The sequence below is a fragment of the Mycobacterium sp. PTI7 genome (genome assembly GCF_056679845.1).
On the sequence record NZ_CM155252.1, the window covers coordinates 286,796 to 312,764 of the forward strand.

A 25,969-nucleotide genomic window follows, 5' to 3' on the forward strand; every position below is an offset into this window, starting at 1 on the left:
TCGTGATCGGAGCGGGTGCCTGGGGGCTCCCGGCGGCCGCCGAACTCGCCCGTCGTGGTCACCAGGTGACGCTCGTCGACCGCCACGGCGCCTTCAACCAGCTGTCGTCCTCCTCGGGCCCGACGCGGCTGTGGCGGCTCGCCGACCCCGATCCGGGACGGGTACGGCTGGCCCGGCGCGGACTCGAGTCGATGCGTCGTCTGTCCGACCGTGCCGGCCACGAGGTGTTCCTCACCCGCGGCCTGCTGTGGCGCGACGACGTGTCACTGCCGGTGCTGACGTCGACCATGCGGCAGGAGTCGGTCCGGCACGAGGTGGTGGCCGCACGCGACGTCGGCCGGTTCTTCGCCGGCCTGCGCGACGACGGCCGCGACGCCGTGTGGCAGCCGGAGGCCGGTGTGGTCCTCGCGGAGGCATCGCTGCGTGCGCAGCTGCGGGTGTTCGAAAGTCACGGTGGCACAGCGGTCGTGGAACGCCACGTCACGGGCGTTGAGACCACCGCCACCGGAGTGCGCGTCGACGTCGCCGGCGGCGACGCGATCCACGCCGACGCCGTGGTGATCGCCGCGGGCGCCGGAGCCGGCCGGCTGCTGGAGTCGCTCGGGGTGCGCGTCGCGCTGCACCCCTACCTGGAGCAGGTCGTCCACTTCGGCGACCCGTCGCATCCGTCGGCGACCGACGGGCATCCGTGCCTGTTCGACGGTCCCCGCGGCGACCGACCCGGCATCTACGCGATGCCCTCGCCGGGTGTCGGCTACAAGGTCGGGCTCGACACCCCGCTGCGCGACCACCGCGCGGACGACGACGATCGCACACCGGACGCCCGCCGCACGAGTCTGATTCGGGACCGGGTATGCAGCGACCTCCGGTCGGTGGCGCCGACGGTCCTCGACGAGCAGATCTGCTCGTGGACGGACTCGCCCGACGGCCGCTTCGTGGTGGACCGGCTCGACGGCGGCATCGTGTACGCCTGCGGCGACTGCGGCGAGGGCTTCAAGTACTCGGCGCTGATGGGCGAGGTGCTCGCCGACCTCGCCGAGGGTCGCACGCCCGACGACGACGTGCGGGCGTTCTCGATGGCGCGCTTCGCCACGGGCATGCCGGAGCGACTGGGTCCGCACGTCCTCGGACGGCACTGAGGGTCAACGCGACTGGGGCGGGCGTGTGCCACAGTGGTCGGGTGAAGTACGGGCAGGGCTGGGAACCGAGGGTCGTCGACTGGAGTTCGACGCGCGGTCGCATCCTGCTGTCGGCGTCGGAGCTGTTCGCCCAGCGCGGGTACTTCGGCACGTCCACGCGCGACATCGCCGAGGCCGTCGCGATCCGGCAGCCCTCGCTGTTCCACCACTTCGGTGCCAAGCACGAGATCTTCCGTGCCCTGGTCGAACTCGACCTCGGTCCCTCCATCGCCCGGATGGACCAGCGGCTCGCCGAGCAGTCGAGTTGGGCCGAGAAGCTGCACCTCGCGATCGCGTGCGACATCCGCGAGATCCTGGTCCAGCCGTTCGACGCGCGGGGTCTGTACCAGGACGCCGTCCTCGGGCTCGACGACTTCGAGGCCGAGCGCGAGGGCATCGCCCTGTTCCACCGGCAGGTCGAGAGCGTGGTCGACGGTGGGTACCGGGCGGGTGAATTCGTGGCCTTCGAGCCGAGTTTCGTGCAGCGCGCCATCAACGGCGTGCTGTTCGAGACGCTGCGCGAACAGGGTGGCCCGTCGGGACGCGTGCGGCACGAGCGGCCGCTGCAGGCAGCCGACTTCGTGGTGCGGTCCCTGCTGGTGGACCAGTCCCGATTGCCCGACGTCCGGGAGGCGACCCGGGGACGTCTCGGCGAACTCGAATCGAGCCCCGTCGCCTGACCTCGTCTCGTGACGACTGGGTAAACCGTGTTACGAGTTCCGTCAAACGGTGTCTGCACGGCCGGAGGTGCCCTATCGTCCGATAGGGAAGCACTGCTGACCTCTGGAGGAAACCATGAAGACGACGTTGATCGCGGGCCTGGCCGGCGTTGCCCTCTTCAGCCTGGTGGGCTGCTCGTCGTCGTCGGAGGAGGCCGCCCCGAGCCCGACCGGCCCGGCCAAGGTGTCGCCACCGGCGATCCTGCAGGCCGACACCCTGACGATCTGCGCACCCAACGACGGCACGCCGCCCAACGTCTACCACGACGAGTCCGGCAAGCTGGTCGGCAGTGAGGTCGACCTCGGGGAGGCGCTCGCCGCCCAGCTGGGCCTGACCGCGAAGTTCCACGAATCATCCTTCGCCACGGTCATTCCCACGCTGCAGGCCAAGCAGTGCGACGTGATCATGGCGCAGCTGTACATCAAGCCCGAACGTGAGGCGGTCGTCGACTTCGTCCCCTACGCCCTCTCCGGCACCGGCATCGCGGTCTCGGAGGACAAGCCCGCCGACATCACGGGCCTCGACGACAGCCTGTGCGGCAAGAAGGTGGTCCTCGCCGTCGCCACCACGGCGGAGTCGCTCGCCCAGGAACAGTCCGAGAAGTGCACGGCCGCAGGCAAGCCGCCGGTCGACATCACCCGCAGCAACCAGGCCGACGTGTCGATCCAGCAGGTGCAGAACGGTCAGGTCGACGCCTACATGGACACCGCCGAGACCCTGGGCTACTACGCCACCAAGACCGGCGCGAAGATCACGCCGGTGGGCGAACCGTTCGGCACCATCCAGATCGGCGCGGCGACCCTGAAGAACGACCCGACACTGCACGACGCGATCGCGAAGGCGCTCGGCGAACTGGAGTCCAACGGCACCTACGCCAAGATCCTCGACGAGTGGGGCATGGGCGACCTCTCCATCACCAAGTGATCGCCTGAGCCCACCGAAAGGACCTGCCGTGCAATTCGACTGGGCGTTCTTCTGGAAGTCGCTGGTCACCCCGACTGACTCGTTCCTCGACGGTCTCGTCCTCACGATCGCGATCTCCGCGATCGCGATGGTCCTGGCCACGCTCGTCGGCCTGGCCGTCGCGCTGATGCGGCGGTCGCGGGTCGCCGTCGTCCGCTGGTGTGCCGGGTCGTACATCTGGGTGATCCGGGGCACTCCGCTGCTGGTCCAGCTGGTCATCATCTACACCGGGTTCGCGGCCATCGGCCTCTACCAGTTCCACGACGCGTCGGTGCTCGGCCTGTCGGTCAAGGCCGCGGTGCAGGCCGCGATCATCGGGCTGACGATCAACGAGAGCGCCTTCATCGCCGAGATCATCCGCGCCGGACTGGATTCCGTGCCCAAGGGCCAGTTCGAGGCGGCCGCGTCCCTGGGCATGACGCCGGCGCGGCTGATGCGGTTCATCATCGTCCCGCAGTCGCTGCGGGTGATGGTGCCGCCGATGGGCAACTCCTTCAACGGCATGATGAAGACCACGTCGGTGCTGTCGGTGATCGGCGTGAGCGAGATGTTCCTCGTCACGCAGCAGATCAGTTCGGCCACGTTCCACACCTTCGAGATCTTCATCGTCGCGGCGATCTACTATCTCGCGCTCACCACGGTGTGGACGTTCATCCAGGCCGCCATCGAGAACCGGCTGACCCGTCAGCTCGGCATCGAACAGCGCGTCACGATCACTCAACGGTTGCTGGGCGCCCGCCGCACCGCCGGTCCGGTCACAGCGACCCTGCAACCGCACGGGTAGAGGGGAAGCCATGAGCGAATCACCGGTCGTATCAGTGCGCAACGCGTGCTGCACACTGGGCGGACGACGGGTGCTCAACGACGTCAACCTCGACGTTCAGCGAGGCCAGGTCGTCGTGCTCATCGGGCCGTCGGGCGCGGGCAAGACCACGCTGCTGCGGTCGCTCAACCACCTCGAGACGCTGGACTCCGGCGAGGTACTGATCGGCGGCGTGTCGATCGCGCACCGGGAGATCGGGTCGGACCGCAAGGTGGGCGTCGCGGAGTTGGCCCGCCGCCGGCGCGAGATCGGCTTCGTCTTCCAGCACTTCAACCTGTTCCCGCACATGACCGCACTGGAGAACGTGTGGAACGGCCCGGTGCGGGTCCTCGGTCAGCCGAAGGCCAAGGCGCGCGAGGACGCGAGGGCGCTGCTGGAGCGAGTCGGGCTGGGGGACAAGGGCGAATCCCGCCCGAGTCAACTGTCCGGCGGTCAGCAGCAGCGCGTGGCCATCGCCCGCGCGCTGGCCATGCGGCCGAAGGTGATGCTCTTCGACGAGCCCACCAGTGCGCTCGACGTCGAGATGGTCGGCGAGGTCCTCGAGGTCATGCGCGAGCTGGCCCGCGAGCAGATGACGATGGTGGCCGTCACCCACGAGATGCGCTTCGCCCGCGAGGTCGCCGATCGGATCGTCGTCATGGACGGCGGCCGCATCATCGAGGACGCGCCACCGAGCGAGCTGTTCGCCGGCCCGAAGAACGAACGCACCCGGGCGTTCCTGTCGACGATCCACTGACACCACCTCCTGAGGGGAGCAGATCACCCGTGCCCACGTCCCGGCCTGGTGCCTTCACCGGCGCGATCGCCACACCGCACGTCGCCGCCACCGATGCCGCCGTTGCAGTCCTGCGCGACGGTGGCAGCGCCGTCGACGCCGCGATCACCGCTGCCGCCGTCCTCACGGTGGTGTACCCGCACAACGTGGCACTCGGTGGTGACCTGATCGCCCTCGTCCGCACCCCCGACGGCGACGTGCGCTGCATCAACGCCTCGGGATGGTCGGGCGCCGCCACCGACGTGGCCGCGATCCAGGACAGGTACGGTGCCGCCCTGCCCGACCGCGGCGCGGACACCGTCACGGTTCCGGGTGGCGTCCGCGGGTGGGACGCGTTGCGCCGCTTCGGAAGCCGACTGCCCTGGGCCCGCCTGCTCGAGCCCGCCGAACGGGTGGCCCGCGACGGGGTGCCGGTCGCGGCGTCGCTGCACGCGCACCTGATCGACCCGGAGAACGACGATCTGCACGGCCTCGAGGACTTCGACCGGGTGTTCCGTCCCGGCGGGCGGCTGCTGAGACTCGGCGAGAACTTCCGGCAGCCCGAGTTGGCGGACACCTTCGCAGCCCTGGCCCGCGGTGGTCCCGACGACTTCTACGCGGGCGCCCTGGCCGACCGCACCGTGGAGTACCTGCGCTCCCGGGGCTCGGTTCTCGACGCCGCCGACTTCGCCGACTTCGCGCCGGAAGTCACCGACCCCATCGCGGTCGACTACGGCGGACTGACCGTGCTGACCAGCCCCCCGAACACCCACGGCGTCGTCATGCTGCGCGCGCTACGGGCACTGGAGGAACTTGGCACCGAGGCTCCGCTCGGTGCGGGAATCGGCACGCTGATGCGGGTCTTCCACCACGCCAACCGACTTCGGACGGACTTCGTGGCCGACCCGCGTCTGAGCCCGGTCGACGTGGACGCGCTCGTCCACGGCGACCTGCGCGCCGCCACCTCGCTGGTGGACGTGACGGCATCGGTCGGATCGGTGCCGGGCGGCGACACCGTGGGCGTCGCCGCCGCGGACAGCGACGGCACGGCGGTCTCACTCATCCAGAGCGTCTATCACGCCTTCGGTTCGGGGCTGATCGACCCGGTGACCGGCATCCTGTTCCACGACCGCGGGACCAGCTTCTCGCTGCAATCCGAGTCGCCGAACCTGTTGGCGCCGCGCAAGCGTCCGCTGCACACGCTCATGCCGATGCTCGTGACCGACCGCGGTGATCTCCGATACGTGCTGGCGACGATGGGCGGGCAGGGACAGCCGCAGATCCTCACCCAGGTGTTCCTCCGGATGGTGGCCGGCGCGTCGGCCGCCGACGCGGTCGCCGCTCCCCGGGCGGTCGTGGGCCGGCAGGTGGTCGGCGCGACGGGAGACTCCGTCGTCGTCGAGTCCGACGCCGACCGCGCGGCGATCGACGCGCTGCGCGACTCGGGCCTCTCGATCCGCGAGGTAGCCCCTCACACCGAGGGTCTCGGCCAGGCCAACGTGGTGGCCGTCGACGCCAACGGTGCGTTCACCGCCGCGGCCGATCCCCGGGCCGACGGCTCGGGCACCGTCGCGCAGTACGCGCGGCCCGAAAGTGGCATGGCGACAGAGTGATCCGTCATCTGCACGTGTGGCTGATGATGGCGCTCACCGTCGTGACGGGCGCGCTGGACGCCGTCGGCTACCTCGGACTGGACCGCGTCTTCACCGGCAACATGACCGGCAACGTCGTCATCCTCGGCATGGGCATCGCCGCTGAGGAGGGGTTACCCGTCGCCGGCCCGCTGATCGCGCTGATCGGGTACGTGATGGGCGCCGCGATCGTCGGCGGCCTGATCCGCGGTCGCGTGCGCGCGTGGACCCCGGTCGTGACGGCGACCATCTGCGTGAACGCCGTGATCCTCGCGGCGGTCGCGACGGTGCTGCTGCTCGTTCCGGTGCCGGGTCAGTCGCTGGGCGGCGTCGCGGCCGCGGCGACCATCGCGCTGGTGATGGGAGCGCAGGCGTCGATCGCACGGTTCCTCGCGGTCACCGACCTGACCACCGTGGTGGTCACGTCGACCATCACGTCCTACGCGAGCGAGACGCTGTTCATGGGCGGGCTCGCCTGGGTCACCCACCGCCGACTGTGGGCGGTCGTCGCCATCTTCGCCGGCGCGCTGGCGGGCGGCCTGATGATGAAGTTGCACATCAGTGTTCCGGTGTACGTGGCGGCTGCGGTGACGCTCGCCTGCGGGGTGCTGGGGCACGTCCTGTGGGAGCGCGCCGCAGCCGCCACGTGAGAACACCTAGGCGATGCGGATGAGCTTCTTGTTCACGAATTCGTCGATGCCGAAGCGACCCAGTTCACGACCGAAGCCGGACCGCTTCACCCCGCCGAACGGCAACTCGACGCCCTCGGCGCCGACGGCGTTGACGAACACCATGCCCGCCTCGATCTTGTCGGCGACGCGCTTGGCCTGCTCGTCGTCGGTGGTGTACACGTAGGAGCCCAGGCCGAACGGGGTGTCGTTGGCCAGTTCGACGGCCTGCGCCTCGTCGGCCACCTTGAACACCGTCGCCACGGGGCCGAACAGCTCCTCGCGGTAGCTCGGCGAGTCGGGGGACACGCCGGTCAGCACGCCGGGCGGGAAGAACGCGCCGTTGCGCTGTCCGTCGGACACCAGCGTCGCACCGTCGTCGACGGCACGCTTCACCTGCTCGTCGAGCCGGTCCGCGGCCGCCACCGAGGACAGCGGCGCCAGGCCGTCGGCCTTCTGCAGCACCTTCTTGGTGAACCTGTCGAGGAAGTCGTCGTAGATGTCCTCGGCGACGATGATGCGCTTGGCCGCGTTGCACGCCTGCCCGGTGTTCTCGAACCGGCCGTCGATCGCCGCGTCGACGGTCTCGTCGAGGTCGGCGGCGGAGAGCACGATGAACGGATCGGAGCCGCCGAGTTCGAGCACCACCTTCTTCAGGTTGCGGCCGGCGATCTCGGCGACGGCGGCACCGGCGCGCTCCGAGCCTGTCAGCGAGACGCCCTGCACGCGTGGGTCGGCGATCACCTCGGCGATCTGCTCGTTGGTCGCGTACACGTTGACGTATGCGCCCTCGGGGTAGCCGGCGTCGCGGAAGATCTGCTCCAGTGCGGCCGACGACTCGGGGCACTGCGGCGCGTGCTTGAGCACGATCGTGTTGCCCAGCACCAGGTTCGGCCCGGCGAACCGCGCCACCTGGTAGTACGGGTAGTTCCACGGCATGATGCCCAGCAGCACGCCGACGGAGCTGCGGCGGATCAGCGCCGAGCCCTCGCCCTCGAGCAGGTCGATCGGCTCGTCGGCGAGGAACTTCTCCGCGTGGTCGGCGTAGTACTCGTAGATGGCGGCGCTGAACTCGACCTCGCCGATCGACTGGTCGAGCGGCTTGCCCATCTCGCGCTGGATGATCTTGGCCAGCTCCTCCTTGCGCTCGGTGTGCAGCTGCGCCACCTTGCGGATCAGCGCGGCGCGGTCGGCGACCGTCGAGGGGCGCGACCACTCGCGGTGCGCCTTCGCGGCGGCGGCGACGGCCTGCTCGATCTGCTCGTCGGTGGCAGTCGGGTACTCCTGGACCAACTCGCCCGTCGATGGGTCGACCACCGCGTACAGGGACGTGCTCATTGCGAATTCACTCCTCGTGTCGTGTCGGACGGGCCGCGCGGGGCGCCCCGTCCCTCCTGTCTACTCGCCCTTGGGGATGACGATGACCGGGACGTCGACGCCGGCGAGGATTCGCGCCGCCGTCGATCCCAGGAAGATCCGCCGCGGCGCGGCGAACCTGCTGGACCCGACGACGAGTAGGTCGCCGTCGTCCCAGTTGAGCTTCTTCAGCGCCGATTCCAGCGTCATGCCGTCGGCGACCAGTGATTCGATCTCGGGGGCGTCGGGCAGCGTGCGGGCCGCCACCGCGAGGTTCTCCTCGGCCGCGGTCACCTGCAGCTGCCGGACGGCGCGCGCGCTGTCGGCCTCGGCCAGGTTCTCCGCCGACACCAGCGACAGCATGCGGATGCCGATGCCGCCGGCACTTGCGAGGGTCAGCGCGAACGGCAGCGGGTTGTCGTCGCCCGGCCGGGTGGGCACGGCCGCGGTGACCGACGTGAACGCGTCGTCGGGATCGTCGGCGTAGCCGCGGGGTGCCAGCGCGACGGGGATGGGCGAGGAGTGCAGCAGCGCACCGGTGACCGGTCCGACGGTGTGGCCGCCGAAGAAGCCGTCGCGGGCACCGCCGACGACGATCAGGTCGGAGGACTTCTCCTCGGCGAACCCGATGAGCGACTGCGCGAACGACTCGCCGACGGTGACCGTGCCCGCCGCCGTGACGCCCGACGCCTGAAGCGTCGAGACCGCCTGAGCCGCCCAGGTATTGCCACGGTCGACGAGCAGCTGCTGGTACTCGCCGCGGCCAGGGTGGCCGTCGGGCAGTTCCTCGCGCACCACCAGCAGGACGTCCACGGTGGCGTCGAAGGTCTTGGCCAGCGCGGTCGCCAGCGCGACGCCGTCGTCGCCGGTCGGGGTGGCCAGGTAGCCAACGGTCAGATGCATCTTCTCTCCCAAGGGATCAGTAGGTGTCCGGGACCTTGACCTCGGTCGAGGCGTTCAGCGTCTCGCCACGGAAGAACCGCTTCGTGCCGAACGCGAAGCAGGCGAGCATCAGCGGGATGCCGAGCACCAGCATGCCCACGCCGAGCACGAAGACCCCGCCGAGCGGCCCGAAGGCGGTGAAGCCGTAGTCGGGCGCCATCATGTCGTAGGCGCTCTTGCCGAACGCCAGCGTCATCGCGATCGCACCCAGCAGCGGGAAGATGCCGCGGAAGAAGAGGTTTCGCACCGAGGTGAACAGCGTCCTGCGGAAGTACCACACGCAGGCGTAGGCGGTGACGCCGTAGTAGAAGGCGACGGCCAGGCCCAGCGAAGCGACGGAATCCGCCAGTGCGTTCTCCGACAGGAACGTCAGCACCAGGTAGAAGAACAGTGCCGCACACCCCATCACGATCGTGCCGAACGCAGGCGTCATGTACTTGGGGTGCACGCTGGCGAACCGCTTGGGCAGGGCCTCGTAGACGGCCATCGACAGCGTGCCGCGGGCGGTCGGCAGGATCGTGGTCTGCGTGGACGACAGCGCCGACACCGACACCGTCAGCAGCAGCAGCGACGCGAGGATCGGGCCCGCCACGGGACGGCCGAGCACCGTCAGCACGTCGTCGGTGTTGTTGGGGTTGTTGAGCCCGATGCCGACCTCGCCGAAGCCGGCGAAGGACTGGATCGCGTAGGCGACCAGGACGTAGGTGCACACCAGGATCAGCGTCGTGACGACCGCGGCGATGCCCGGTGTCTTGCCGGGGTCCTTGGTCTCCTCGCCGACGGCAAGACAGGCGTCCCAGCCCCAGTAGATGAAGATGCACAGGATGATCGCGGCGGCGATCGACGACATGTCCAGTCCCGACGGCCACAGCCACGACAGCTGCGGCGAGACCGCCTGCGCCCCTGCGGTACCGGTGAACACGCGGACGAGCGCGATGATGCTCGCGATGACCAGCACGCCGAACTGGATCGCGATGAGGACGTTCTGCATCTTCTCCGAGACCGCGACGCCGCGCGCGCTCACCAACGTCATCGAGATGATGAAGAACGAGCCGAGCGCGACCTTGGCCCACAGGTTCTCGGCGAGTGCGTCCTGACCGAGGAACTTGAACAGGTAGATCGCCGCGACCTCGGCGACGTTGGCGAGCACGATGATCGCCGAGACGGCCAGACCCCAGCCGCCGATCCATCCGATCCACGGGCCGAACGCCTTGGTGCCCCAGGTGAAGGTGGTGCCGCAGTCCGGCGTGTCCTGCGACAGCTCCTTGTAGGCGAAAGCCACCAGGAGCATCGGGATGAACGCCAGCAGGAACATCGACGGCGCCTTCTCGCCGACGGCCAGCACCACGTAGCCGAGCGTCGCGGCGAGGCTGTAGGCGGGCGCGACGGCGGCGAGGCCGATGACGACGTTCCCGACGAGTCCCAGCGCCCCTGCCTGAAGACCCTTGCCGGTGACGGCCGTGACGGGCGGCACCGGCGGTTCAGCGATTGCCATGGTCGCTGAATATACGGTTTGGGCCGTTTTCGTGGGTCGATACCACTGATTTGTTTTCTCAGGGGTAACCCGGCGACGGAATCCGTTGTGCGGGATGTTTGCTGACATTATTCTGGTGAGGTGACCACCCGGGTCGACGACTTCGAACGATGGCGGCCGCACCTGCTCGCCGTCGCCTACCGGCTGACGGGCACCTACGCCGACGCCGAGGACGCCGTGCAGGACGCCTGGCTGCGGTGGCACGGCCTGGGCGACTGCCGCGACGGCATCGCCGACCTCGGTGCGTGGCTCACCACCGTCGTCAGCCGGCTCGGCCTGGACCGGCTCAAGTCGGCCGCGCGCCGCCGGGAGGCGTACGTCGGGCAGTGGCTGCCCGAACCGGTGGTGACACCGCTCCGCGGGTCGGATCCGCTGACGACGGTCGTCGCCGACGAGGACGCCCGGTTCGCCGCGATGGTCGTCCTGGACCGGCTCACCCCGGATCAACGGGTCGCGTTCGTGCTGCACGACGGCTTCGGCGTTCCGTTCGCCGACGTGGCCGCCGTCCTCGAGGTGAGCGACGCCGCCGCCCGCCAGCTTGCGTCCCGTGCGCGCCGTGCGGTGGCCGGCGCCGAGGTGCCCGCCCGCGACGGCACGCACGACGAGGTGGTCGGCCGGCTGATGGCGGCGATGGCGTCGGGCGACCTCGCCGCGGTCGTCGCGCTGCTGCACCCGGACGTCACGTTCACCGGCGACTCGAACCGCAGGGCACCCACGGCCGCCCGCGTCATCCACGGTCCCGACAAGGTGGGGCGCTTCGTCCTCGGGCTGGTGGCGCGCTACGGCCCGCGGCTGTTCGAGGCGGCCGAACTGGTGCGCGTCAACGGCGATCTCGGGCTCTACACCCGCGGCGTCGGCGCCACCGAGGAGTGGCCCGCCGTGACGCCCCGCATCCAGGCGCTGACGGTGCGCGACGGATTGGTGTCCGCCATCTGGGACGTCGCCAACCCGGACAAGTTCACCACGGCACCCGACAGGCGTCGCCCGTCGCGAAGCCCTGCTCGGTGATGCCGAGCGCGCTGTTCGTGCGGGCCCGCATGTTCTCGACGCCGATCTGGTAGGTCAGTTCGATCACGCCGTCGTCGCCGAACCGCCGGCGCAGATCGGCGACCTGCTCGTCGGTGATCCCGCGCGGGTCGGTGGTCATCGCGTCGGCGTAGGCGATCGCAGCGCGCTCGTCGTCGGAGTACGCGGGCGAGGTGGCGTAGTCGTCGATGTGCGACAGCCGCTCGACGTCGAGGCCGTCGAGGCGGATCAGCATGGTGCCGAAGTCCACGCACCACGAGCAGCCGACGGTGCGTGCGGTCCAGTAGACGGCGATCTCGCGCACGTTTGCGGGCAGCGCCGTCGACGCCCGCTCCAGCAGTCCCTCGTGGACGGCGCCCGCGAGCAGCAGGCCGCGGTGCCGGGCGGTGATCGCGAACGGTTCGGGCACCTCGCCGAACCGCCGCCGCGCGTACCACCACATCAGGCGGGTGCGCAGGGGAGCGTCGGTGCGGGGCAGGGGAGGGATTCTCGGTGTCATGTAGCGATGACGAGGCAGCCCCCCGATCCGTGACAGCGGCGTGGGTGGGCTTCTTTCGCGAGCGTGCGTGTCTGCGGGCAACACGCCGGTCGCGAACCCGAGTTCACGCACGCTCGCGCGACGGCGCCGAGTATTCCTACGGATGTGGATGCCGTGCGGCTACGCGAATCTCGACGGATGGACCTCGAAGAACGACCACGTGCCTGGACGACAAAGGACTCGCGTGGCGCGGTGGCGAACGTGCTGGCGCTCGTCGCGTTGGCGTCCATCGCCATCGCCTACCTGCAGATCTTCGCCGTGCTCGGCGACACCAACTACGCGTCGAAGTTCGAGAACGGTGAGCTGCCCGCCGGCTTCGACGGTCGGCCGGGCAACTGGCCGCGGGTACCAGCGTCGTCGCCGCGGTGGTCGCCCTCGTCACGCTCGTCGGTGCGCTCACCTTCCGCACGACGAAGACCGTCGGCGTCGTGGCGGTGCTGGGCGTGCTCGCGGCGGGACCCTATGCGATCCTCGAACTCGTCACGTGGCAGCTGGCCTTCTGACCGAGCCCGCGAGCGTGCGCGATGTCAGGTCTGCGTCCGGCGTGTCGCCCGCAGACACGCACGCTCGCCGGAGGAGATGCCCCGCACCACACGCTCGCCGGAGGAGGAACTAGCGGGCGAAGAGCAGCGCGCGCTTGACTTCCTGGATCGCCTTGGTCACCTGGATGCCGCGGGGGCAGGACTCGGTGCAGTTGAACGTCGTGCGGCAGCGCCACACCCCGTCGACCTCGTTGAGGATGTCGAGACGTTCGGCGGCGGCCTCGTCACGGCTGTCGAAGATGAACCGGTGCGCGTTGACGATCGCCGCGGGGCCGAAGTACGAACCCTCGCTCCAGAACACCGGGCAGCTCGTCGTACAGCACGCACAGAGGATGCACTTGGTGGTGTCGTCGAAGCGGGCGCGGTCGGTCTGGCTCTGCACCCGTTCACGCGTCGGCTCGTTGCCGCTGGTGATCAGGAACGGCTTCACGGCGCGGTACGCGTCGAAGAAGGGCTCCATGTCGACCACGAGGTCCTTCTCCACGGGCAGGCCGCGGATCGGCTCGATCGTGATGGTGAGCTGCTTTCCGGCCTTCTTGGGCAGCAGGTCGCGCATGAGCACCTTGCACGCCAACCGGTTCACACCGTTAATGCGCATCGCGTCGGACCCGCAGACGCCGTGCGCGCACGACCGGCGGAACGTCAGCGTGCCGTCGAGGTACCACTTGGCGTAGTGCAGCAGGTTGAGCAGCCGGTCGGTCGGCAGGCACGGCACGCGGAAGCTCTGGAAGCCGGCGCCGTCCGGATCGTCCGGGTTGAACCGCGCGATCTTCAGCGTGACCATCACCGCGCCCTCGGGCACGGGCGGCTCCGCCTGATCGACCTTGTCCATGACGGGTGCGCTCATGTGGGTCAGTACTTCCGTTCCATCGGCTCGTATCGCGTCTGCACCACGGGCTTGTAGTCCAGGCGGATGTCGGACAGGAGGTCGGTGGCTCCGTCGGAGTCGGTCTTCTCGATCACCTTGTACGCCATGGTGTGGCGCATGTAGTTGGTGTCGTCGCGGTTCGGGTAGTCCTCGCGGGCGTGACCGCCGCGGGACTCCTTGCGGTTCAGCGCACCGGCAACGGTGACCTCGGCCAGCTCCAGCAGGAACCCGAGTTCGATGGCCTCGAGCAGGTCGCTGTTGTAGCGCTTGCCCTTGTCCTGCACGGTGATTCGCGCGTACCGCTCCTTGAGGGAGTGGATGTCGGTCATCGCCTGCTTGAGGGTCTCCTCGGTGCGGAACACCGCGGCGTTGTTGTCCATCGACTGCTGCAGCGCACCGCGGATGTCGGCGACGCGCTCGTTGCCGTGCTCGGACAGGATGTCGCCCACCCAGGACGTCACCATGTTCGCGGGCGTCTCCGGCATGTCGACGAAGTCGTGTCCCGCCGCGTAGTCGGCGGCGGCGATGCCCGCACGCCTGCCGAACACGTTGATGTCCAGCAGCGAGTTGGTGCCCAGGCGGTTGGAGCCGTGCACCGAGACGCACGCGCACTCACCGGCGGCGTACAGACCGGGCACCACCGAGTTGTTGTCGCGCAGCACCTGGCCGTGGACGGTGGTCGGGATGCCACCCATGACGTAGTGACACGTCGGGTACACCGGCACCAGTTCGGTGACGGGGTCGACGCCCAGGTAGGTGCGGGCGAACTCGGTGATGTCGGGCAGCTTCGCCTCGAGCACGTCGGCGCCGAGGTGACGCACGTCGATGTAGACGTAGTCCTTGTTGGGTCCGGCGCCGCGGCCTTCGAGGACCTCGAGCACCATCGACCGGGCCACGATGTCGCGGGGCGCGAGGTCGACGATGGTCGGCGCATAGCGCTCCATGAACCGTTCGCCGTCGGCGTTGAGCAGCCGACCGCCCTCGCCGCGCACGGCCTCGGAGATCAGGATGCCCAGGCCGGCCAGACCCGTCGGATGGAACTGGTGGAACTCCATGTCCTCCAGCGGAAGTCCCTTGCGGAACACGATGCCCAGGCCGTCACCGGTCAGGGTGTGCGCGTTGGAGGTGGTCTTGTACATCCGGCCCGACCCGCCGGTGGCGAAGACGATCGCCTTGGCGTGGAAGACGTGGATGTCACCGGTCGCCAGCTCGTAGGCGACGATGCCGGTGGCGACGGGGCCACCCGGCGTCTCGGACAGGACGAGGTCCAGGGCGTAGAACTCGTTGAAGAACTCGACGTCGTGCTTGACGCAGTTTTGGTACAGCGTCTGCAGGATCATGTGGCCGGTGCGGTCGGCGGCGTAGCAGGCACGTCGGACGGGGGCCTTGCCGTGGTCACGGGTGTGCCCGCCGAAGCGGCGCTGGTCGATGCGACCCTCGGGCGTCCGGTTGAACGGCATGCCCATCTTCTCGAGGTCGTAGACGGCGTCGATGGCTTCCTTGCACATGATCTCGACTGCGTCCTGGTCGGCGAGGTAGTCGCCGCCCTTGACGGTGTCGAAGGTGTGCCACTCCCAGTTGTCGTCCTCGACGTTGGCCAGTGCGGCGCACATGCCGCCCTGCGCCGCGCCGGTGTGGCTGCGCGTGGGGTACAGCTTGGTCAGCACGGCCGTGCGGGCCCGGGGGCCGGCTTCGACGGCGGCGCGCATTCCTGCGCCACCCGCACCCACGATGACGACGTCGTAGCGGTGTTCGATCAACATGTTCTCGACTCCATCCGTTGCATTTCCGTCGTCCTGCTAGGCGATGTTCGCGTCGAACGTCAACAGCACGTACGTGCCGAGCACCAGCGTGAAGATCATCGACAGCGCCAGCAGGCTGTTGAGCCAGAACTTGGTTGAGTCCTTGCGGGTGTAGTCGGCGATGATCGTGCGCATCCCGTTGCCGCCGTGCAACTGGGCCAGCCACAGCAGCAGCAGGTCCCAGGTCTGCCAGAACGGGGAGGCCCAGCGCTCGGCGACGTAGTTGAAGTCGATCCGGTACACGCCGTTCTCCCACATCAACATGATGAAGAGGTGGCCGAGCGCCAGGAACACCAGCACCAGGCCGGAGAACCGCATGAACAGCCAGGTGTACTTCTCGAAGTTCGGCATGGCGCCGCGCGTCCGCGGTGCGCGCGGGTTGTCCAGTCCGGCGGGACGGTCGAAGCTGCGCTGCATGACCGGCGCCTCGCCGCCGCGCTCGGTCACGTGGTCGTAGGGGTTCTCCACCGAGGGGCTCACAGGAAACGCTCCGCCATGTGCATGCCGATCACTCCGAGCGAGCCGATGATGCCCGCGATCCAGATGGCGAGGACGACCCACAGCATCTTGCGCTGGTACTTGGGTCCGTGCTGCCAGAAGTCGATGAGGATGACGCGGATGCCGTTCAGTGCGTGATAGAGCACCGCGACGACGAGACCGGCCTCCATCAGTCCGATGATCGGCGTCTTGTAGGTCTCGATGATCTGGTTGTAGGCCTCCGGGCTGACCCGCACCAGGGCGGTGTCGAGCACGTGCACGAAGAGGAAGAAGAAGATCGTCGCGCCGGTGATCCGGTGCAGGACCCAGGACCACATGCCGGGGTCGCCGCGATAGAGCGTGCGCCGCTTTGGCGGCGACGACCGCGGTGCCTCGATGGCCGAATCCGCGGTTGTTGCTGTACTCATCTGAAGACCTCCAACGCCATCGGTGGACGTGTGTGCTGCGAGGCGGCCGATCGGGTGCTTCAATCGGCTGCGACACCAGCCCTTACCTGTTCGCGACTCTAATCCCAAAAGTCCTTCTCTTAGAACTAGCGTGAACGGCCGGATAGTCCTGATGAACGCCGAGTTAGGGTTGCCTATCTGACCGTTCGGCACGCGAGACGGGGGCTTCGGAATGGATTCAGAACGCAGCCAAACGGCTGGCAGTGACCTGCAGATCGACTGGAAGTCGTTGCGCGACAACGCCGTCGAGGTGTCACGGTCGGCCTATGCGCCCTACTCCCGCTTTCCGGTCGGCGCGGCCGCCCTCACCGCCGATGGCCGGATCGTCGTCGGATGCAATGTGGAGAATGTCTCATATGGTCTGGGTCTCTGCGCCGAGTGCGCAGTGGTCTCGGCCCTGCACTCCGGGGGTGGTGGCCGCCTGCTGGCGCTGGCGTGCGTCGACGCGAGGGGCACCCCGCTGATGCCGTGTGGACGGTGCCGACAACTGCTGCTGGAACACGGCGGACCGGACATGCTGATCGACCATCCCGCAGGCCCCCGGGCGCTGCGCGAACTGCTGCCCGACGCGTTCGGCCCGCACGACCTCGAGCGCGTGCTGCGCGAAGATCAAACACCATGACCGAGTTCGCGTTCGAGGCGCACGACGCCCCCACCGTCATCCGCACGAAGCGCGACGGCGGAGTGCTCTCGGACGGCCAGATCGACTGGGTGATCGACGGCTACACCCGCGGCGCGGTGCACGACGAGCAGATGTCGGCACTGCTGATGGCGATCTTCCTCAAGGGCATGACCACCGGCGAGATCACCCGCTGGACGTCGGCCATGATCGACTCCGGCGCCCGGTTCGACTTCGGCGATCTGCGGCGCGACGGCAAGCCGCTGGCGTTGGTCGACAAGCACTCCACCGGCGGGGTGGGGGACAAGATCACCATCCCGCTGGTGCCCGTGGTGATGGCCTGCGGCGCCGCCGTCCCGCAGGCCGCCGGACGCGGCCTCGGCCACACCGGCGGCACGCTCGACAAGCTGGAGGCCATCGAGGGATTCACCGCCGAGATCTCCAAAGATCGGATCCGCCAACAGCTTCAGGACGTCGGCGCGGCGATCTTCGCCGCCGGTGACCTCGCACCCGCCGACCGCAAGATCTACGCGCTGCGCGACGTCACCGGCACCACCGAGTCGCTACCGCTGATCGCCAGTTCGGTGATGAGCAAGAAGCTCGCCGAGGGCGCCCGGTCGCTGGTGCTCGACACCAAGGTCGGTCGGGGCGCGTTCCTCAAGACCGAGGCGGAGGCCCGCGAACTCGCCCGCACGATGGTCGACCTGGGCAACGCGTACGGGGTGCCGACGCGGGCGCTGCTCACCGACATGAACCGGCCGCTGGGGCGTGCGGTGGGCAACGCGGTGGAGGTCACCGAGTCGCTCGACGTGCTGGCGGGCGGCGGACCCGACGACGTCGTCGAACTCACCGTCGCCCTGGCCCGCGAGATGCTCGCGGCCGCCGGCGTCGACGGCAAGGACCCGGCCGCCACGTTGACCGACGGGACGGCGATGGACGCCTTCCGCGCCCTAATGTCCGCCCAGGGCGGCGACCTGACCCGACCGTTGCCGACGGGTGCCCACTCCGAGACCATCACCGCCGCCCGCGGTGGGACGATGGGTGACATCGACGCGATGGCGGTGGGTCTGGCGGTGTGGCGGCTCGGAGCGGGCCGTTCGACCCCGGGCGGCCGGGTGCAGTTCGGGGCGGGCGTCATCGTCCACCGCAGGCCCGGTGAACCGGTCGCGGCGGGGGAGGCGCTGTTCACCTTGTACACCGATACTCCCGAGAGGTTCGGCGGCGCCGTCGCCGAACTCGACGGCGGCTACGACGTCGTCGCCCCCGGCCAGCCGGGCCCCGACATCGGCCCCCTCATCATCGATCGGATCCCGTCGTGACCACACCGCTGACACTCGAGACCATCCAGCAGGCACCCAAGGCGCTGCTGCACGACCACCTCGACGGTGGCCTGCGCCCCGCGACGGTCGTCGAACTCGCCGCCGAGACCGGCTACGACGACCTGCCCGCCACCGACGTCGAGGAACTCGCGACCTGGTTCCGCACCCGCGCCCACAGCGGCTCCCTGGTCCGCTACCTCGAGCCGTTCGCGCACACCGTCGGCGTCATGCAGACGCCCGAGGCGCTGCACCGCGTCGCGCGCGAGGCCGCCGAGGACCTCGCCGCCGACGCGGTGGTCTACGCCGAGATCCGCTTCGCGCCCGAACTGCACATCGACGGGGGGCTGTCCCTGGACGCCGTCGTCGAGGCGGTGCTCGCCGGGTTCGCCGACGGCGAGAAGGCGGCGGCCGCCGAGGGCCGGCCGATCACGGTGCGCTGCCTGGTCACCGCGATGCGGCACGCGGCGCGGTCGCGGGAGATCGCCGAGCTGGCGGTCAGGTTCCGCGACCGGGGCGTCGTGGGCTTCGACATCGCGGGCGCCGAGGCCGGCTACCCCCCGACCCGCCATCTCGACGCATTCGAGTACATGCGAGGCAACAACGCGCGCTTTACGATTCACGCCGGCGAGGCGTTCGGCCTGCCGTCCATCCACGAGGCGATCGCGTTCTGCGGGGCCGACCGGCTGGGGCACGGCGTACGGATCGTCGACGACGTGACGGAGCACCCCGACGGCACCGTCGAACTGGGCAGGCTGGCGTCGCTGCTGCGGGACAAGCGCATCCCCCTGGAGATGTGCCCGAGCAGCAACGTGCAGACCGGCGCGGCGCCGAGCATCGAGGAGCACCCCTTCGACCGGCTGGCCCGGCTGCGCTTCCGCGTCACCGTCAACACCGACAACCGGCTGATGAGCGACACCACGATGAGCCACGAGATGCTGCACCTCGTCGACGCGTTCGGCTACGGCTGGACCGATCTGCAGCGGTTCACGATCAACGCGATGAAGTCGGCCTTCATCCCGTTCGACGAGCGGTTGGCGATCATCGACGACGTGATAAAGCCGCGCTACGCCGTGCTCGTCGGCTAGCCCAGCACCTCGCGCAGGCGGGCGGCGAAGGCGTCCGGCATGCCCATGAAACCACCGTGGTCGCCGGGGAACTCGGCCAGCTCGGCACCGATCGCCTCGGCCGTGGCGCGCGACGTCGGCGTCGTCAGCAGTGGGCCCGAGTCGACGCCCAGGCCGATCACGACGCGGGTCGACGTCGACCGGAACGCCTCGGCGTCGGGGACGTACTGCGTCGTCGAGACCAGGTCGTGCAGGAAGAACCGGGCCGACTCGGCGGCCTGGTCGCCCGAGGGTTCCGGGGCGCCCTGATCGCCGGGACCGTCGCCGTCGGGGAGGTCGAAGCCGGCGTTGGCCATGAAGTGACCCCACGCCGCCTGGAAGCCGTCGCGGTGGTAGGTCGCGACGATCTCCGCCGTCGCGGCGCGCTGCTCGGCGGCATCGGGCAGCAGCTCCGTCAGCGGCGGCTCGTGCGCGATGAGGGTCCGGACCGTGCCGGGGTGGCGGGTGACCAGGGCCAGGCCGGTGACGGCGCCGCCGCTGCTGCCGAACACGTCCACGGGTCCGCCGCCCATCGCGTCGATGATCGCGGCGACGTCGTCGGCGCGGATCTCGGCCGTGGACGGGCCGTCCGGATCGTCCATCGGGCTGCCCGCGTAGCCGCGCGGGTCGTAGGTCACGACGGTGCGGTCAGCGGCCATGGCGCGGGCGATCGTGGCGAATTCGGCGGCGGCCATGGGGGAGCCGATCACGAACAGCAGTGGTCCGCTGCCCCGCACCTCGTAGTGCAGGCGTGCGCCGGGGACGTCGAGGGTGCGGGAGACGAGGTCGTCGGTGATGGTCATGTCCGTGCAGACCGGCCGTCGGCGCGAAACTCATCGCCGACGGGCGACGGCTCCGGGACTACTCGGCGCGGAGCCGGGACTCGACGAAGTTCTCGAGCTTCTCCCACTGGGCGACGGCCTTGGCGTACGGGCCGGCGGGCTTGGTGACCGAGGAGGGGTCCAGCGCGTAGGCGACGAAGCGGCCGAGAGGCTCGTCGGCGTCCAGCGCGGCGTCGACGGTGGTGTCGTCGGCGTAGTCGCTGACGTCGCGCAGGAGTTCCACGACGAGTTCGAGCTGCTCGCGGTCGATCGTGTCGGGCCCGTCGGCGATGTCGTCGGCGAGACCGGTGAGCACGTAGACGTTCTCGTCGGTCACCTCGATCTCCAGCGAGCCGTCGGTGGCCGCGGTGCGGACGTCGTCGTAGGTCGACAGCTCGGACAGGTCGCTCTCGTGCTCGTCGGCGAGGTACCGGGCCAGGGCCCGCTCGGAACCGAAGACGCTGATGCGGCCGTTGCGGCCGAGGAACACGGGCCTGTCGCCGAGGTAGCAGCGCAGTGTGTAGTAGGTGCCGCCGCGGCTCATGATCCGGACGGGATCGATGCCGACCTGCGTCCAGAAGTCCTCGTCGCCACCGAGCACCTGGTCCTGCGCGACCGCCGCGAGTTCGTCCTCTTCCTCGGGGGTGTCGACGACGTCGTCGATCACCGGCTCGTCGGCGTCCTCGCGTTCCGGCGCCGCCTCGGCGAGTTCCACCTCGGCCTTGCCGACGGCCTTCGCGTCGACGTCGGGCGTGCTGATGAGTTCGTCGATGGAGTCGATGACGGACTCCCATCCGCGGGCGACCACGGCGCCGATCTCGGACCAGCGCTTCTTGCCGGGGCGTCCCTCGAACGCCTCGATGCCGCCGCCCAGCGAGCCCAGGACCGGGTTGCCGTTGAAGAACTTGGCGACCGCCACCAGGTCGCAGACCGAGCCGATCGCCTGGACGATCGACAGCGAGCGCAGCAGTGACCGGACGGATTCCTCCGTCGGCTTCTCGGCGGCGGTGTCGATGACGCCGATCAGGTCGTACTGGTGGTCCTCTTCGGGATCGCAGAGGTGCGCGTTCGCCTCGACGAGCGCGGGCCACGCGGGGTGGTCGACGAGGTCGTTGTCGGTGTCGGTGCGGACGAACGCCACCAGGTCGGCGACCGACTCGAAGGCGTAGAGGTCCTCGTCCTTACCGAGGAAGCCCTGCCATTCGTCGTCTTCGTCGCGCCACGACGGAGCCCACAGTGTGTAGAGGTCGCCCTTGGTCAGCCCGAGCCGAACCGGCACGATTTCCGCAGCCATGCGGCACAGCCTAACGACGTCGCTCGTGCACGGGTGACGGCCTCCGCGACTAGCGTTCCGCCGAGCCGTTCGAGTCGGGCCGGTTCACCGACGACATCCAGCCTGCGACGCTGACGAGCAGGAGGTACGCGCCGACGCCGAATCGGTAGTTCGTGCCGAGAACCATGCGTTGCTCCAATGTTCGTGTCGTGCGGTCGGGGTGTTCCACCATCGTTCGCAGCCAACCTGAGAGTTGCGTGGGGAAAGTCGTTAGAGGAACTTAAGTTCTTTGGGATGCGGCGGTGACGCTCGTCACGACGGCCCCTGCAGCCACGCTCCGTTGAGCGTCTCGATGTGGTCGACGTTGTCCTCGGCCCACGCCCGCAGTGCGGCGATCGGCTCGGAGACGCTGACGCCGAGTCCGGTCAGCTCGTACTCGACTCGCGGCGGCACCTCGGCGTAGATGGTCCGCGTCACCAGGGATGCGGCCTCGAGTCGACGCAGGGTCTGCGTGAGCATCCTCGCGCCGACCCCGGGTAGCGCGGTCTGCACGGCAGTGAAGCGCATCGGCCCGTGTTCGTCGAGGAGGCCGATGATGAGTGCCGACCACTTGTTGGCGAGCAGATCGAGCAGCGCCCGGCACGGGCAGGTGGCGGAATAGACGTCGTGGTGGTCGTGACCACCGCTCGGACATGGGCGTGCCATTTCGTCCCCCTCGGGCCCGTGACCAGTATTGCTTTCGATTGGATCGTAGTGCTCCACGAACGTCGAAGGGGGTCCCTGGCGCTGACCTGCATGGCTTCCCGCAGGGGAAGCAACCGACCTTGCAGGACACCGGCGTCACGGGCATAGCATCCGATCGCGGTCGGGTTCCCGACCGACGACCGATGGCACCAGACGAGATACAGGACGACACGACATGACCACGATGACTGCGGTCGGCGCCTACGCCGGCCTGCCGATCGACTCGCCCGACGCGCTGCAGGACGTCGTGGTCCCGATCCCCGAACTCCGGCCCCGCGACGTCCTCGTCCGGGTCGAGGCCGTCTCGGTGAATCCCGTTGACGTGAAACGGCGTACCGGCATGCAGCCGTCCAGTGAACCGACGATCCTCGGCTTCGACGCGGCAGGCGTCGTGCACGCGGTCGGCTCGGACGCGACGACGTTCTCCGTCGGCGACGAGGTCTGGTACGCCGGCGACGTCACCCGCCAGGGGAGCAACGGCGAGTTCCACGCCGTCGACGAGCGGATCGTCGCCCGCAAGCCGTCCTCGCTGAGCTTCGCCGAGGCGGCCGCGCTCCCACTCACCACGATCACCGCGTGGGAGACGCTGTTCGAGCGGTTCCGCATGACGGCGGAGACCACCGGCGACCTGCTGGTGGTGGGCGCGGCCGGTGGTGTGGGGTCCGTCATGATCCAGCTGGCCAAGCAGCGCACCGGCGTGCGGGTGATCGGCACTGCCAGTCGCGACGACTCCCGTTCGTGGGCGCTCGAGATGGGCGCCGACGCCGTGGTCGACCACCACGACCTCCGCGACCAGACCCTCGAGGTCGCGCCCGACGGCGTCGACTACCTGTTCTCTCCGCACTCCGCGGGCAACGTCGACGTCTACGCGGACGTCGTCCGGCCCTTCGGCCACATCACCGCCATCGACGAGCCCGAGGGCCTGGAGCTGGTGGTGCTCAAGCCGAAGAGCATCGCGTGGCACTGGGAGCTGATGTTCACCCGGCCGATGTTCGGCGTCGACATGGAGGCGCAGGGCCGGCTGCTCGCCGATGCGGCGGCGATGGTCGATGCCGGTGCCCTCAGGACCACCCTGACCACCGCCATCGCGGGCTTCGACGCGGACGGGCTGCGGGAGGCGCACCGGCTCGTCGAATCCGGGCGGATGGTCGGCAAGGTGGTCGTCCACCGCTGACACGCTCACGCCGTCGGTCGCCAGAAGCCCTGAAAACCCTGCCCGGCGTTGGTGGTTCGGATGGGGGAGAGTTGGACCGGATCGCCGGCCTCGACCATCAGGCCGTCGCCCACGATCATCGCGACGTGGCCGTCCCACACCGCGAGATCCCCGGGGCGCAGGGCGTCGCGACTGACCGCGGCCCCGACGTCCTGCTCCTGCGCCAACCGCGGCAGGTCCAGGCCGGCCTGCCCGTACGCCCACTGGGTGAGCCCGCTGCAGTCGAGGCCTACGCCCGGTGTCGTGCCACCCCAGTCGTAGGGCACGCCGAGCTGCGTCAGGGCGTGCCGCACCGCGTCGGCGGCGACGGCGTTGGGGGCGGAGGCGGTCGCGCCGCCGGGTAGTTGGACGCCCATCTCGCTGCCGAACGCGTCGGGGCTCGGCGTGGGCCGCCTCGGGCCCGCCGTCGTCGCGTTCGCGCCCGGTCGGAGGCCGGCTGCCGCGGCCGACGCCAGCGGTGCGGCGGCCCCGGCGCCCGACCCGAGGCCGGACCATCCGCCGCCGGTCGTCGACGCCGGACTCGTCGCGGTGGGTTCCGGGGCCTGCGCGCCGGATGCGGCCGGGGCCGGCGCTGTGCCCGCCTGCACGGCCGCCTCGCGCGCGTCCAGTTCGGCGGTCAGTTCCGCCACCACCGAACGGGCCTCGTCGTGGGCCTGGCGCGCGTCGGCGACGAGCTTCTCCAGCGCACCCGGGTCCTCCGGATCGACTGCCGCCGCGGTGGCCTCGAACTCCTCGATGATCGCGTCGATGCGGGCCCGGGCGCGGGCCACCGCGTCGGAGGCGGCCGTCGCCGCGGCGCCCAGGTGGCCGGCGCGTTCTGCCAACGCCTCGATCCCGGCCACGGTGGCGTGGGTGACGTCGCGGGCCGCGTCGGCGGCGGCGCCCGCCCACGGCACGTTCGTCGACGTGGTGGCCGTCGCGCGCGAGATCGCGGCGAGCGCGTCGCGCGTGGCGCCGAGTGCCGGACCGGTGTCCGTCGCCGAGCCGGTGCCGAGCCTCGCCCGTAGGTCGTGCAGCGGCGCCGCGAGGGCCGACGCCATCGTGCTGGGCATCGTCAGACCCCGATGGATCCGACGGCCCGGTCGACGCGCCGGTCCGCGTCGTCGAAGGCCGTGGCGGTCGACGTCGCCGCCGCCGACCCGTCCACGAGGCGGGTTGCGAGGGCCGCGGCGGTCCGGGAGTCGCGTTCGACTGCGTCGACGAGGGCTGCGAGGAAGCGGGCCCCGATCGGGCCGAACGCCTCCGGTTGCGGCGCGACCGCGGTCAGGCGCGCCGCAACGTCCTGGAGGTCGGCGGCATGGCGCGCATGGGCAGAGGCGAGTTCGCGAAGCGCGGGAATGTCTGCGTGCACGTCGTTAGGACGCGGGCCGGCTGCGATCGGTTCCATTAGGGTTCCCGGGCATGGACGTCCGGGTCATCGACCACCCCCTTGCCGCTGCGCGCCTCACCACGTTGCGCGACGAGCGCACCGACAACGCGGGCTTCCGGGCGGCGTTGCGGGACCTCACGTTGATGCTCGTGTACGAGGCGACGCGGGATGCGGCCGCGGAGACGATCTCCGTGCGCACCCCGTTGACCGAGACCACCGGTTCTCGGCTGGCGGCGCCGCCGCTGCTCGTGCCGGTGCTGCGCGCGGGACTGGGCATGGTGGACCAGGCGCATGCGCTGATCCCCGAGGCGCGGGTCGGGTTCGTCGGGGTGGCGCGTGACGAGAAGACGGCGCAGCCGACGCCGTATCTCGAGTCGCTGCCCGACGATCTGAGTTCGCGGCCGGTGATGGTGCTCGACCCGATGCTGGCGACGGGCGGGTCGATGGCCTACACGTTGGGGCTGTTGAAGGCCCGGCGAGCCGTCGACATCACGGCCGTGTGCGTGGTGTGCGCGCCGGAGGGCATCGCGGCGCTGGAGCGGGTGGTGCCGGATCTCAAGCTCGTGACGGCGTCGATAGACCAGGGGCTCAACGACGTCGCCTACATTCTGCCGGGGCTCGGCGACGCCGGCGATCGGCAATTCGGGCCGCGCTGAACCGGGCCCGTCGCGGCTCGACCCGTGCAACCATCGAGTGGTGATCGGTGGACGGCTGATGATGACGTGCTGTGCGATCGCCGCTGCGGTCGTGTCGACGGCGGCCCCGGCCGGCGCCGATGACTCCAACTGCTTCGTGGAGCCGTATCTGGCGTCCTGCCAGGGTGGGCCGTTCGGGATTCCGACGAGTCCCGCGGATCCGCAATGTGCGATGTCGCCGGCGGACGCGGTCTGCGGCGGAGGGCCGTACGCCCCGCCGGCACCCCCGGCCGTCGGCAGCGGCCTCCCGGGAAGCATCAACGCCGACGGCACTGCGGCGGGGAGCCCACCCGCGCCGCCACCGATGATCGGCGGCGGCATCGGGACGCCCGGCATGATCTGAGCGCTTCGCGGCTGGACTGCTCGTTGCGGCGCCGGAGCATGCCCGCTCCTGGGGGCGTCATCAAACGTTGACGCGTGGGGGAGCGACACTCCTGGGTCCGGTGCGTTGGGGTAGCGCTGACGTGACGGAAGTGCGAGTAATGGTGGCGCTGAGCGCTATCTGAGCGGTGGTCGATCCGGCG

At 69.8% G+C, this 25,969-nt stretch carries 28 protein-coding genes; 15 read left to right on the plus strand and 13 right to left on the minus strand.

All coding sequences use genetic code 11. The features are described 5' to 3' along the window. Positions 1 to 2 precede the first annotated feature (2 nt). The 7 genes from AC1MEY_RS01390 to AC1MEY_RS01420 all read left to right on the plus strand — a co-directional run bounded on the left by AC1MEY_RS01390 (position 3) and on the right by AC1MEY_RS01420 (position 6,719). Positions 3 to 1,139 (plus strand): FAD-dependent oxidoreductase, encoded by a 1,137-nt coding sequence (locus tag AC1MEY_RS01390; RefSeq protein ID WP_480228965.1) that lies wholly within the window; start codon positions 3 to 5, stop codon positions 1,137 to 1,139. A 41-nt stretch (positions 1,140 to 1,180) separates the two neighbouring features. Beyond that, entirely contained in the window at positions 1,181 to 1,858 is a 678-nt protein-coding gene (locus AC1MEY_RS01395; protein WP_480228966.1) for a TetR/AcrR family transcriptional regulator, read from the plus strand. Positions 1,859 to 1,973: 115 nt separating this feature from the next. Continuing rightward, complete coding sequence (locus AC1MEY_RS01400; protein WP_480228967.1) at positions 1,974 to 2,822, plus strand: ABC transporter substrate-binding protein; 849 nt, start codon at positions 1,974 to 1,976, stop codon at positions 2,820 to 2,822. Between the two features lie 28 nt (positions 2,823 to 2,850). Further along, complete coding sequence (locus AC1MEY_RS01405; protein ID WP_480228968.1) at positions 2,851 to 3,645, plus strand: amino acid ABC transporter permease; 795 nt, start codon at positions 2,851 to 2,853, stop codon at positions 3,643 to 3,645. 10 nt (positions 3,646 to 3,655) lie between these two features. Beyond that, positions 3,656 to 4,420 (plus strand): amino acid ABC transporter ATP-binding protein, encoded by a 765-nt coding sequence (locus AC1MEY_RS01410; protein WP_480228969.1) that lies wholly within the window; start codon positions 3,656 to 3,658, stop codon positions 4,418 to 4,420. A 29-nt stretch (positions 4,421 to 4,449) separates the two neighbouring features. After that, positions 4,450 to 6,051 (plus strand): gamma-glutamyltransferase family protein, encoded by a 1,602-nt coding sequence (locus AC1MEY_RS01415; RefSeq protein ID WP_480228970.1) that lies wholly within the window; start codon positions 4,450 to 4,452, stop codon positions 6,049 to 6,051. Then, a complete protein-coding gene (locus AC1MEY_RS01420) occupies positions 6,048 to 6,719 on the plus strand; it encodes a YoaK family protein (RefSeq protein WP_480228971.1) in 672 nt (223 codons plus the stop codon). The genes AC1MEY_RS01415 and AC1MEY_RS01420 overlap by 4 nt, the downstream gene beginning before the upstream one ends. Positions 6,720 to 6,725: 6 nt before the next feature. Here AC1MEY_RS01420 and AC1MEY_RS01425 read toward each other — a convergent pair whose 3' ends face one another. From AC1MEY_RS01425 to AC1MEY_RS01435, 3 genes are read right to left on the minus strand one after another with little or no spacing between them, the layout of a single operon-like run. Next, positions 6,726 to 8,075, minus strand: coding sequence for an NAD-dependent succinate-semialdehyde dehydrogenase (locus AC1MEY_RS01425; protein WP_480228972.1), 1,350 nt, complete (start codon positions 8,073 to 8,075; stop codon positions 6,726 to 6,728). A 60-nt stretch (positions 8,076 to 8,135) separates the two neighbouring features. Next, a complete protein-coding gene (locus AC1MEY_RS01430) occupies positions 8,136 to 8,996 on the minus strand; it encodes a universal stress protein (protein ID WP_480228973.1) in 861 nt (286 codons plus the stop codon). 16 nt (positions 8,997 to 9,012) lie between these two features. Next, positions 9,013 to 10,530, minus strand: coding sequence for an APC family permease (locus AC1MEY_RS01435; RefSeq protein ID WP_480228974.1), 1,518 nt, complete (start codon positions 10,528 to 10,530; stop codon positions 9,013 to 9,015). Between the two features lie 120 nt (positions 10,531 to 10,650). On the opposite strand from AC1MEY_RS01435, the gene AC1MEY_RS01440 reads away from it, so the two are divergent. Next, positions 10,651 to 11,577 carry a sigma-70 family RNA polymerase sigma factor gene (locus tag AC1MEY_RS01440; protein ID WP_480228975.1) on the plus strand — a complete coding sequence of 309 codons (927 nt, stop codon included), beginning with the start codon at positions 10,651 to 10,653 and terminating at the stop codon, positions 11,575 to 11,577. On the opposite strand, the gene AC1MEY_RS01445 is transcribed toward AC1MEY_RS01440, so the two are convergent. Beyond that, complete coding sequence (locus AC1MEY_RS01445; RefSeq protein WP_480228976.1) at positions 11,528 to 12,094, minus strand: carboxymuconolactone decarboxylase family protein; 567 nt, start codon at positions 12,092 to 12,094, stop codon at positions 11,528 to 11,530. The two genes, AC1MEY_RS01440 and AC1MEY_RS01445, sit on opposite strands and share 50 nt — an antisense overlap. A gap of 404 nt (positions 12,095 to 12,498) precedes the next feature. On the opposite strand from AC1MEY_RS01445, the gene AC1MEY_RS01450 reads away from it, so the two are divergent. Next, positions 12,499 to 12,636, plus strand: coding sequence for a hypothetical protein (locus tag AC1MEY_RS01450; protein ID WP_480228977.1), 138 nt, complete (start codon positions 12,499 to 12,501; stop codon positions 12,634 to 12,636). 109 nt (positions 12,637 to 12,745) lie between these two features. On the opposite strand, the gene AC1MEY_RS01455 is transcribed toward AC1MEY_RS01450, so the two are convergent. Genes AC1MEY_RS01455 through sdhC form a run of 4 tightly spaced genes read right to left on the minus strand, consistent with a single transcriptional unit; the run spans position 12,746 to position 16,250 of the window. Further along, positions 12,746 to 13,522, minus strand: coding sequence for a succinate dehydrogenase iron-sulfur subunit (locus AC1MEY_RS01455; protein ID WP_480228978.1), 777 nt, complete (start codon positions 13,520 to 13,522; stop codon positions 12,746 to 12,748). A gap of 5 nt (positions 13,523 to 13,527) precedes the next feature. Continuing rightward, positions 13,528 to 15,306, minus strand: a complete 1,779-nt coding sequence (gene sdhA / locus AC1MEY_RS01460) for a succinate dehydrogenase flavoprotein subunit (protein ID WP_480228979.1) — start codon at positions 15,304 to 15,306, stop codon at positions 13,528 to 13,530. Between the two features lie 36 nt (positions 15,307 to 15,342). Next, positions 15,343 to 15,762, minus strand: coding sequence for a succinate dehydrogenase hydrophobic membrane anchor subunit (locus tag AC1MEY_RS01465; protein ID WP_480231253.1), 420 nt, complete (start codon positions 15,760 to 15,762; stop codon positions 15,343 to 15,345). Between the two features lie 59 nt (positions 15,763 to 15,821). Beyond that, complete coding sequence (gene sdhC, locus AC1MEY_RS01470) at positions 15,822 to 16,250, minus strand: succinate dehydrogenase, cytochrome b556 subunit (protein WP_480228980.1); 429 nt, start codon at positions 16,248 to 16,250, stop codon at positions 15,822 to 15,824. Positions 16,251 to 16,461: 211 nt separating this feature from the next. Between sdhC and AC1MEY_RS01475 the strand changes: the two genes are divergently transcribed. From AC1MEY_RS01475 to AC1MEY_RS01485, 3 genes are read left to right on the plus strand one after another with little or no spacing between them, the layout of a single operon-like run. Next, entirely contained in the window at positions 16,462 to 16,911 is a 450-nt protein-coding gene (locus AC1MEY_RS01475) for a cytidine deaminase (RefSeq protein WP_480228981.1), read from the plus strand. Further along, positions 16,908 to 18,227, plus strand: coding sequence for a thymidine phosphorylase (locus tag AC1MEY_RS01480; protein ID WP_480228982.1), 1,320 nt, complete (start codon positions 16,908 to 16,910; stop codon positions 18,225 to 18,227). The genes AC1MEY_RS01475 and AC1MEY_RS01480 overlap by 4 nt, the downstream gene beginning before the upstream one ends. Beyond that, a complete protein-coding gene (locus tag AC1MEY_RS01485; RefSeq protein ID WP_480228983.1) occupies positions 18,224 to 19,312 on the plus strand; it encodes an adenosine deaminase in 1,089 nt (362 codons plus the stop codon). The genes AC1MEY_RS01480 and AC1MEY_RS01485 overlap by 4 nt, the downstream gene beginning before the upstream one ends. On the opposite strand, the gene AC1MEY_RS01490 is transcribed toward AC1MEY_RS01485, so the two are convergent. The 3 genes from AC1MEY_RS01490 to AC1MEY_RS01500 form a co-directional block, all read right to left on the minus strand. After that, the gene (locus tag AC1MEY_RS01490; RefSeq protein WP_480228984.1) at positions 19,309 to 20,133 is read right to left on the minus strand and encodes an alpha/beta fold hydrolase; all 825 of its coding nucleotides are present in this window, start codon (positions 20,131 to 20,133) and stop codon (positions 19,309 to 19,311) included. The two genes, AC1MEY_RS01485 and AC1MEY_RS01490, sit on opposite strands and share 4 nt — an antisense overlap. Before the next feature lie 58 nt (positions 20,134 to 20,191). Further along, positions 20,192 to 21,445: a protein export chaperone SatS gene (satS, locus tag AC1MEY_RS01495; RefSeq protein ID WP_480228985.1), complete on the minus strand. Its 1,254-nt coding sequence runs from the start codon at positions 21,443 to 21,445 to the stop codon at positions 20,192 to 20,194. Positions 21,446 to 21,736: 291 nt separating this feature from the next. After that, positions 21,737 to 22,129: a winged helix-turn-helix transcriptional regulator gene (locus tag AC1MEY_RS01500; protein WP_480228986.1), complete on the minus strand. Its 393-nt coding sequence runs from the start codon at positions 22,127 to 22,129 to the stop codon at positions 21,737 to 21,739. Between the two features lie 214 nt (positions 22,130 to 22,343). Here AC1MEY_RS01500 and AC1MEY_RS01505 point away from each other — a divergent pair, with 214 nt between their 5' ends. After that, on the plus strand, positions 22,344 to 23,342 hold the full coding sequence (locus AC1MEY_RS01505) for a zinc-binding alcohol dehydrogenase family protein (protein ID WP_480228987.1): 999 nt from the start codon (positions 22,344 to 22,346) through the stop codon (positions 23,340 to 23,342). Positions 23,343 to 23,347: 5 nt separating this feature from the next. Here AC1MEY_RS01505 and AC1MEY_RS01510 read toward each other — a convergent pair whose 3' ends face one another. Both AC1MEY_RS01510 and AC1MEY_RS01515 read right to left on the minus strand, forming a co-directional pair. Further along, complete coding sequence (locus tag AC1MEY_RS01510) at positions 23,348 to 24,433, minus strand: C40 family peptidase (RefSeq protein WP_480228988.1); 1,086 nt, start codon at positions 24,431 to 24,433, stop codon at positions 23,348 to 23,350. Positions 24,434 to 24,435: 2 nt separating this feature from the next. Next, a complete protein-coding gene (locus AC1MEY_RS01515) occupies positions 24,436 to 24,732 on the minus strand; it encodes a type VII secretion target (RefSeq protein ID WP_480228989.1) in 297 nt (98 codons plus the stop codon). Between the two features lie 50 nt (positions 24,733 to 24,782). Here AC1MEY_RS01515 and upp point away from each other — a divergent pair, with 50 nt between their 5' ends. After that, the gene (upp, locus tag AC1MEY_RS01520) at positions 24,783 to 25,406 is read left to right on the plus strand and encodes a uracil phosphoribosyltransferase (protein WP_480228990.1); all 624 of its coding nucleotides are present in this window, start codon (positions 24,783 to 24,785) and stop codon (positions 25,404 to 25,406) included. A gap of 40 nt (positions 25,407 to 25,446) precedes the next feature. Continuing rightward, positions 25,447 to 25,788 carry a hypothetical protein gene (locus AC1MEY_RS01525; protein WP_480228991.1) on the plus strand — a complete coding sequence of 114 codons (342 nt, stop codon included), beginning with the start codon at positions 25,447 to 25,449 and terminating at the stop codon, positions 25,786 to 25,788. The last annotated feature ends 181 nt before the right edge of the window (positions 25,789 to 25,969 follow it).

Coding starts and splice junctions, on each gene's coding strand:
- AC1MEY_RS01425 (WP_480228972.1), bottom strand. CDS start 8,075: ATGAGCACGTCCCTGTACGCGGTGGTCGACCCATCGACGGGCGAGTTG.
- AC1MEY_RS01410 (WP_480228969.1), top strand. CDS start 3,656: ATGAGCGAATCACCGGTCGTATCAGTGCGCAACGCGTGCTGCACACTG.
- satS (WP_480228985.1), bottom strand. CDS start 21,445: ATGGCTGCGGAAATCGTGCCGGTTCGGCTCGGGCTGACCAAGGGCGAC.
- AC1MEY_RS01435 (WP_480228974.1), bottom strand. CDS start 10,530: ATGGCAATCGCTGAACCGCCGGTGCCGCCCGTCACGGCCGTCACCGGC.
- AC1MEY_RS01430 (WP_480228973.1), bottom strand. CDS start 8,996: ATGCATCTGACCGTTGGCTACCTGGCCACCCCGACCGGCGACGACGGC.
- AC1MEY_RS01505 (WP_480228987.1), top strand. CDS start 22,344: ATGACCACGATGACTGCGGTCGGCGCCTACGCCGGCCTGCCGATCGAC.
- AC1MEY_RS01510 (WP_480228988.1), bottom strand. CDS start 24,433: ATGCCCAGCACGATGGCGTCGGCCCTCGCGGCGCCGCTGCACGACCTA.
- sdhC (WP_480228980.1), bottom strand. CDS start 16,250: ATGAGTACAGCAACAACCGCGGATTCGGCCATCGAGGCACCGCGGTCG.
- AC1MEY_RS01400 (WP_480228967.1), top strand. CDS start 1,974: ATGAAGACGACGTTGATCGCGGGCCTGGCCGGCGTTGCCCTCTTCAGC.
- AC1MEY_RS01480 (WP_480228982.1), top strand. CDS start 16,908: ATGACCGAGTTCGCGTTCGAGGCGCACGACGCCCCCACCGTCATCCGC.
- AC1MEY_RS01445 (WP_480228976.1), bottom strand. CDS start 12,094: ATGACACCGAGAATCCCTCCCCTGCCCCGCACCGACGCTCCCCTGCGC.
- upp (WP_480228990.1), top strand. CDS start 24,783: ATGGACGTCCGGGTCATCGACCACCCCCTTGCCGCTGCGCGCCTCACC.
- AC1MEY_RS01465 (WP_480231253.1), bottom strand. CDS start 15,762: ATGCAGCGCAGCTTCGACCGTCCCGCCGGACTGGACAACCCGCGCGCA.
- sdhA (WP_480228979.1), bottom strand. CDS start 15,306: ATGTTGATCGAACACCGCTACGACGTCGTCATCGTGGGTGCGGGTGGC.
- AC1MEY_RS01455 (WP_480228978.1), bottom strand. CDS start 13,522: ATGAGCGCACCCGTCATGGACAAGGTCGATCAGGCGGAGCCGCCCGTG.
- AC1MEY_RS01475 (WP_480228981.1), top strand. CDS start 16,462: ATGGATTCAGAACGCAGCCAAACGGCTGGCAGTGACCTGCAGATCGAC.
- AC1MEY_RS01490 (WP_480228984.1), bottom strand. CDS start 20,133: ATGACCATCACCGACGACCTCGTCTCCCGCACCCTCGACGTCCCCGGC.
- AC1MEY_RS01500 (WP_480228986.1), bottom strand. CDS start 22,129: ATGGCACGCCCATGTCCGAGCGGTGGTCACGACCACCACGACGTCTAT.